The sequence below is a fragment of the Saccharopolyspora thermophila genome, assembly GCF_014646075.1.
In the GTDB taxonomy this organism is placed as follows: Bacteria; Actinomycetota; Actinomycetes; order Mycobacteriales; family Pseudonocardiaceae; genus Saccharopolyspora; species Saccharopolyspora thermophila.
The window spans coordinates 82,798-91,054 of the sequence record NZ_BMMT01000021.1; the positions used below are offsets into that span (position 1 = coordinate 82,798).

Below are 8,257 nucleotides of genomic sequence, written 5' to 3' on the forward strand. Positions count from 1 at the left end.
GCTGCGGATCCAGGAACCGCACCTCGCCCGCGTTCTCGGCGCTGTCCGGTCCTTTCTCGGCCATCACGGCATGCAACATGCCGCCCTTGCTTCGCAGGAACACCGCGCCCATGGCACCAGCGTCCTGGCGCTTCATATGTGCCTCGACCATCTCCCGGGACGCCCACACTGGTCGCGCGCCGAAATGCTGCGCCAGCGCACCGACCGTCATCGGTTCACCGCCGACCGCCGGAACCGTGACGCCGCCCGCCGGATTACCGGACCGGACATTGACAACCGTCTGCTCCGCGGCGATCAACGCCTGCCCGCAGTTCGCCGTATGCCCCGGCACCCGCTGCGCGTACTTTTCCCCGTTCACACCCCACAACTGCGGGTAACGAGCCCGGAACTCTTGTTGCTCGGGCTGGGCGTGGTCGGATGTCTCGCTCGTCGCGAGTGACGGGTCCTCGGCGGTGCCGTGCGAGGAGGACGGCACCGCAGGGGGCTCGGTGTGCGGCGCGAAACGTTCCGGGGGCTCGTAGCCCCTGAGGTCGTCGTCGGTGAAGCCGAGGTCGGCCAGTCCCTGCCGGTCAACCCACATCTCGATCGGCTCGTCCGGACCGGTGCTGATGGTCTTCTTCGCGGCGGCCGGGATGTCCTCGCCCCGGTAGTACGGGCGGATCCGCCAGTGAGGCACCACGGAAACCCGGTACCTGGTCGTGGCGACGCTGTGCTTCGAGTTCTCGGCGGAGGCGCCGAACTCGTTTCTCAACAAGGTGAAGCCGAACAGTTCGTTCTCCGCCTCCAGGTACTGCTGGAAGGGGCGCATTGCCACGCCTTCGATCCCCTGCTCACGGAACTGCGCCACCGCGTTGGGCAGCACCCCGAAGCGCTTGACGGCCGTCAACCTCACGTCGTCCTTCGCGCCCCTGTTCCGCTCCAGCGGTTGCTCGGCCACCTCCAGCAGGCTGGGACGCGTCATGTTCACGGTGATCCGCAGCTTCTGCAGTTCTCCGGTCGTCGGCTCGATCTCATAGCCACGCGAGGCCATCGCCGGCAGGTTGGTCCGCATGTTGTCGACCGTGATGGCGGTGAGCAGCTCGTACGCCGTCTTCGGGCGCAGCGCGGGCCGCCCGGAGTGCGCATCGCCGTTGATGAGTTCCTGCACCGTCGCGCGGAGCTTTGGCGCCTCGAACGGGCGAATGTGGACGATCGCGTTGTCGGAGAACCCGAGCGGGCGGCCGTTGGCGAACTGCCACTGCCAGAGCCCATGTTGCTTCACGGCGATCGGAGCGTGCTCCGGAGTACCTGCCTCGACCGTTTCCTCGGCACGCACCGTGGACCGCACGGCGCCCTCCAGCACGATCGGGTCGGCGCGCCACGGTTCGCCGAAACTCGTCGGCTGCGACAGGGCGTTCGCGATGAACTTGCGGTAGGTTCCCGCGCTCGCGTACGGGTAGATGTCGAGCTGGATGATCAGGTCGTGCACGAACTGGTGGTGGGTGCCGTTCACGGGCATCGTCACGGCATCGGTTCGCTTCTGGTCGAACTCCTCGGCCTTGTGCCGGGTGACTTCTCCCTGCACCCCGAAGGACAACAAGGTCGCGTGATCCTTGGTGAACGGGTAGAGGATGGTCGCGACACCCGCCCGGAACATCGTTTCGCTGTCGGCGGCAGCGACTTTGCGGAGGATGGCCTTGTGCTCCTGCTCGCCGGTCGGTTCGATCGTGTTGTCGTACCTGCCGTCGCCGAGCAGGCCGCGCACCACGATGAGCTGCTCGACCTTGCCGAACGGCGTGTCGGCGGACCCGAAAACCGGCAGTCCGCCGTTGAGGATCCGCTCGACCGCCAGGTGCGCGTCAGCCGAGCCGAAATCCGGGTCCAGTTCGTCGTGCCGTAGCGAGTCGTTCAGGGCCTCGAAGTGGCTCAGACCAGGTGGTGCGAACAGCTTCACGCGCAGGGGCTCGTCCACCCGGGCCGTGTGCTGTTGCTGGGTCCACTGCTCGATCGCGCCGGCGATTTTCGCGGCCAGTTCGCGGCCCGCCTCCAGCCGGTTCAGGCTGACCTCGCCGCGACCTTGGCCGACGTTGGCGGGTGGCCGCACCTCGTTGCCGTTCGGCCCGGTCGGCACGGACGGACGCTGGGCGGAGGCGCTTGCCCGGGTGTCGGTTGCCGCGTCGCCGGCGTCGTGATCCGCGCCGGACCGGGTTTCGGCCGTGTTCGCGGCGACCACGTGGTTCGCGCGGTACCGGTCGGCGTCCTGTGGGGTGAGCTTCGCCAGCTCGGCATTGGTCAGCTCACCGACCTGGTGGATCTGGCTGGCCGGGACCCACACCTCCACCGCCCGGGGCACGGTCACCCACTTGGCCCTGTTGGTGGAGCTGCCGTCATGCAGCGAGTGGAAGGCGGTCTGCCACCGGCGCCGCACGGAGGTCCGCACCACGTGGGTGGCCTCGTAGCGGACCAGGTAGCCGCGTTCGCGGTAGGTGTGCTTCTCGGTCGTCTTGGACTTCCTGGCGACCTCGCCGGACCTGCCGCGCATGCTCCGGAAGGCGGTGTTGACATCGACGCCCATCAGCAGGGCCTGCGCAACCCCGAGGATGAGGGTGACGTTGAACAGCGCACTCCATCCCTTCGGGGCCTTGTCCTCCTTCACCGTCGCGGTCGACCGGTGTGCGTCGGTGCGGAACTCGTGGCTGTCGTCGCGCCGCACGATGGTCGGGTTGCTCAGGGTCGTCAGCAGGGCCGCGGTGCCGAACAGCTCGCGGGAACCGAGCATTCCGCCGTGGTTGTGGGTCTTCAGCTGCACGGAGTGCTGCCCCAGGGCGGCGCGGTCGAACCGTGCCATCCGCGCGTCCACGTTCGCGAAGTTCTCCAGGGCGCTCAGCGCGGCGTTGCGCTCGTTCTGCTCGTTCGCCGCGAGATGAACCGGGTGGCTGCTGTGCTCGTCGAGCGCAACCGGCTGGCGCCCGACGAACGGCGTCTGCAGCCATTCCTTCCAGCTCGCAACCGGGGTCTTGCCCAGCATGGTCGCCGTGGTTGGCAGCAGGTCGGGCACGGGCCTGGCCGCATCCAGCTCGAATTCCGTGGGCAGTTGACCTTTGCGTTCCGGCACCGGCGGCGTGCCATCGTGCCAGACCGGGTGGGCTTCGGTGGGTTCGCTGCGGTGGTCGTCCGATCCGCCGAGCGGGACCCCAACCTGGCTCGGCACCGACACGACGACGTCTCCGACGAGCTCGGAGACACCTTCGTCGTTGACACCAATCTGCTCGCCCGGAGAGGACCAGGTGCCGCCGATCCGGACGTCGAAGGTCGTCCGGTACCGGTAATTCTCCGCCGACCGCTTGGCGGTGAACAGCCGCCTGCGGCCGGTGCTCTGCTGGATCTTCCCGCCGTGGGTGACCTTCTTCAGCCTGCTGACCATGAGGCTGGGCCAGACGAGGTTGAGGATCCCCGCGACGGTCGTGATGCCCTTTTCGTTCGATTTCCCGCGGGTCAGCTCGACCTCGCGGGCGTGGCCGGCGGCGAGTTCGGTCTCCACGGTTTCCCGGTCGTCCCCGTCGGTGGCCTCGGCATCCGACGGGTGCATGGTTCCCTTGATGAACACGTCCGGTGCGCCGCGCACCCACGCGCTCAGCGGGAACCGAGCGCCACCGCCCTCGGCGATGTCGCGACCGTGATCGCGCACGAAGGTCCGGAACTCCTTGCTGACGCGCTGCAGGTCGTCCGAGCCGATCTGCCCCTTGGCCTGGATCTTCGTCAACGCGGCACCGACCAGCATGTCGACCGTGGCGTCGGGCATCGCGTAGCGCGCGTCGGCACGGTGCGGGATCTGTTCCAGCTCCTCCTTCGCCTTCGCCGGGGCTGTCGTCGGTACGGGTGCCGAGGCCACGTTGTCGGCCCAGCCGTGCTGCGCGGCGCTGCTCGGTTTCATCCACAGCGTCGCCGAACCTGGGACGGCCCTGATCGTGCTGGTGGTCGGTTGTTCGCCGTCGCCGTTCTGGTCGGGTGAAGTGAGCGGCTTTCCGTCGCGGCGCTGCATCTCCACGACGAACGTGTGGCTGACCCGGTGCTTGTCCAGCGGACCGCTGTACCTGGTCCTGATCGCGCGTCCGAAGACCTCCGTGGTGGCGCTGCTGGTGGCGTGGGTCCGGACCCGGCCCATGTGCGGGCCGACGGCCCCGCCGACGAGCCCGGTGATGTCGCCGCCGCCGATGAAACCCAAGCCACCGGCCTTGCTGGTGACCGACTTGCCCGAAACGGTCTTGCCGGAAACATAGCTGGTCCGCTCGACGGTGGCGGTCACGCTGGGCAGCTGGTGCCGTCCGACGTCGGCCACGGCGAGGGTGATGTCGATCGGGGAGCCGACGCCCTTGAAGTGGAAGGACCCCAGGTACAACCGGCCGCGGTAAACCTCCCTGGCCCGGTCGTCCAGGGATTCCAGAACGTCGCGGAACCTCCTGGCTTCGGGGTCGTTTTCGGCGAATTCGCGGCCGATGGCGCTCTGCACGGACCGGTAGATGTCACCGATGCCGGAGATCTTGGCGTGCTCGATCGCGTCGGGGTGGCCCGGCCTGCCGCCGTCCGGCTCGGTCGGTACCGACTTCAGCGACACATCAACCGAAATCTCGGCTTGCGACCTGGTGTTGCCGCGCCACGGACGGCCGTGTCCCTCGCGCACGACGATCGAATAGGTCGCCTTGTGGTCGGCGACGGTCACGGGTGCGTTGTGCTCGGTGACCTTCGTCGAGGTCCGGTGCTCGGTGGAAGCGCTCAGGTTTGATCCGCGGCTGTTCGCGGACAGGCCCGAGATCGTCCCGGCGACAACGACGAACGGCGTCGGCACCCGGAAATGGAACGGCCCGGTGCCGACCACGGCGCGGCTGCTGGACGCCCCGGAGTGCACCGAGGTCCCGGCGCCGCCGAGCGTCGTATCGGCCGCCACTTCGTGCGGATTGGTGGGCTTGGACAGGCCGACGACCGTGAGCATCACCTCGGGGCCGCGCCCGGCGTGCAGCCCGAGGTTCTCGATGTGCATGCCCTCCAGCCCGAGCGACCACTTCTCCGCCAACTTCTCGTCGGAGAACTGCTTGTCGATGACCTGCTGCAGAACCTCGTCATCGGGGGCGACGAGCTGCTTGATCTTCGCCCGCAGCGCCGCACCGTCGATCAGCCCGTCCGGTTGCCACTGCTCGATCCGGGCCTGGATCAGCGGGTCGACGTCGGGCTGCGACGGCCCTGTCGACGCCTGAGTCTCGATCTGGCCGGTGTCGTGAACCGATGGGATGTCGGACGGGCTGGGATCCCAGTCCTGGATTCCCTGGGTGGGATCCCAGTCCTGGATTCCCTGGGTGGGATCCCAGTCGGCGATGGCCGCGGTGGGGTCCCAGGTGGTGCCGGTCCCTTCCAGGCCGCCGGTCCGCTCCGCCGTCACGATGCCAGCTGGCACGCTACCGGCCGGGCTCGATGGTTCCCCCAGCGCGGCTTGGAACGCACCACCGTAACCCGTCGCCGATCGCTCCTGCTGCGGCATCCGGGAGCCGTCCTGTGGACGCTGGTCGGCTCCCATGGACGTCTCTGCGAGCAGCTCGACGTACTCGAGCCCCGTCACATTGGGGTCCAGCGGGAGAAGGTGGAGACGCTCCCACAGATCGCGGAGCCTCTGGTCGGACGTGGAATCGTCGAGGATGCTGTTGCGGACCTCCTCGATCTCGTGGACGTTGTCGAGGGGACACATGGCGAGCGCGTACACCGTCGGAGCAGGCGCGCCCTCGACAACGCTATGCGGGTCGTTGAGATGCCGCTGGACAAGGTACTGCGCCGTAATGACACTGAATGGGGACGCAGCGAAGTCAAGCAGCAGCACGTCGCGGTCTGCGGGCAAATCCTTCAGGAACTCGTCGAAGTGCTCCTGGAGAACGGTCTCATGCCGCGACGAGGGCGTGTGGAGATTCTGTTCCACGAAGGTTTCGTACAGGCCCTTGTCCATCGGGAAATTCGACACCGGAACGGTGATCGCGTTGTGGCCACGGGCCTGGAGAGCGGCGATGAGCGCCGTGCTGCGACCGAAGTCCACATAGGTGTACTGATCCGGCGGAAATGCCTCTACGACCTGATCCGTCAGGTTGTTGATCGCGTTCGCCAGTCCCCGTTGCTCGGCCAGGTGGTGCTCAGCGGCCAGCTGGCGAACCGTGTCGTAGAAGCGTTGCGCCTCGTCGATCCGGTATTCACGAGGCTCGGGCGTGTTCTCCGGATCCACCGGGTCGGCGGTATAGATCCTGACGGCCTGCGCTATGCCACCGCCCCGCGGGTAGGTGATGCCGTTCTCGGCCAGCCATGCCCGGACGACTCGCGGAGTCAGCCGAATCCTGCGCTGCCCGTCGGTAAGGTAGGTGACCCTCGACTCCGCCGGGTGCCGCTCGACCTCTGCCTTCCCGACCTTGAGGTCGTCCGGTTCGACGATCTCGGCCACATCAGCGATCCGCTGCAGCACGTCCGGTGAACCGACCGGACCGAGCGACTCGTTCTCCCCAACGCCTACCGCTGACCTGGGCAGCACGTACACCGGAGTGTTCCTGAACTGGGTGGACCACAGGGGTTCGACCCGCGTGGTGACTGCGAAGTCGGGATAGAGCGTGTCGCGTCGGTCCAGCTGCGTCTTCACGGCCACCAGGCCGGCGTTGTCCAGGACGACCAGCTTGCCGTCGGTGGTCAGATCTGTCGTCCCCGCGCTGGTGTACACGACAAGATTGTCACGCTGCTCGACGATCTTTTGCGCCAGGTTTACCGCGAAGTCGGGCCTCCCACCTTCCGGGACCAGCAGGAACACCGAGTCGTAGCCCGGGAAAGTCCTGTTGATGTATTCCGCCGCGGTTTCCTTCGTAACCCGCACATTCTCGACTCCATTACCGCGGTCGACCGGGAGGACGACCATGTCGCCGACGGGGTGAACGGCAACGACGAGCGGGACCTCAAAGGGCGCGTCGATCTCGCCACGGCTCCGGTACTGACTCCGGGTTAATGCCTCCTCCACCGTCTCCCCAGGAAGCGTGCGCACCACCCGCAGCTGACTCCCGATGTTGTTCGCCCACTGCCGCACGAGCCAGGGAATTTCGTTGAAAGCCGACAAGGAGACGCACGTGGGCCGAGCGGAGTCCCCCTGCTTCCGCCTGAACACCACGTTCTCGGGGGCAAATTCGACCTCATGACCAGAACTACCGATGCCCACGAGAGGCGACCTGCTGAGCCCACCTTCCGGAACGGTCAACCCACCATCGGAATGCCACCCATCATCAAATATCGACTCATCATCAGAATTCCACTCATCATCAAAAATCGGCTCATCATCGGAAATATCCGCAACATCGGAAATCGACTCGACATCGGAAGCGGGCGCAACATCGAAAACAGACTCGACAACCGACTCATCATCGGAAGACTGGTCGGCAGCCGCCTGTTGCTCATCAATGGCGTCTTGCTCGGCATTGGTGAACCGGGTGGTTCGCAGGGGTTCGACCCGCGTGGCGGAGAGGAAGTCGAGGAACAGTTGCCGTTTCACGGTCACCAGGCCGGCGTTGCCCATGACGACCAGCTTGCCGTCGGGGGTCACATGCGTCGTCCCCGCGCTGGTGTAGACGACGAGATTGTCACGCTGCTCGACGATCTTTTGGGCCAGGTTCACCGCGAAGTCGGCCTGCTCACTTTCCGGGACCAGCAGGAACACCGAGTCGTAGCCCTGCACAAGGCCACCGATGCACTTGGCCGCCGTGTCCCTCGTGACCTGCACATTCTCGACTCCATCACCGCGGTCAACCGGAAGGACGACCCTGTCGCCGACGGAATGAACAGCAACAACGAGCGGGACCTCGAAGGGCGCGTCGATCTCGCCACGCTTCCTGTTCCTGCTCCTGAGCAATGCCTGCTCTGTCGTGTCACCAGGAAGCGTGCGCACCACCCGCAGCTGGCGCCGAATGTTGCCCGCCCACTTGTGCACACGCTGAGCGGACTCACTGCCCTCCGACAGCATCAAGAAGTGCGCGGGCCGAGCGCTGCCCTTCGGCTCCCAACCATACCTCAACCTCACTTCGTTGAGATCGAAGGTGATCTCGCGGCCAGCACTGTCAATGCCCTGAAAAACGGGCCCGTAACGGTCGCCTCCCCATCCGGTTGAGTCGTATGCGGCAGCCCCTTGCGCTGCCACCCGCTGCCCACCGGAAAACTCCCCACGAGCCGGCCCGGCCTGCGCCACCGCACCCCGCGACCCCACCGGCGTATACAC

The 8,257-nt window shown here is 66.6% G+C and carries 1 protein-coding gene; it reads right to left on the reverse strand.

The genetic code is table 11. The features are described 5' to 3' along the window. A partial coding sequence (locus tag IEY17_RS22765; RefSeq protein WP_229680507.1) for a hypothetical protein occupies window positions 1-7,972 on the reverse strand: 7,972 nt, incomplete at its 3' end. Window positions 7,973-8,257: the final 285 nt, after the last annotated feature.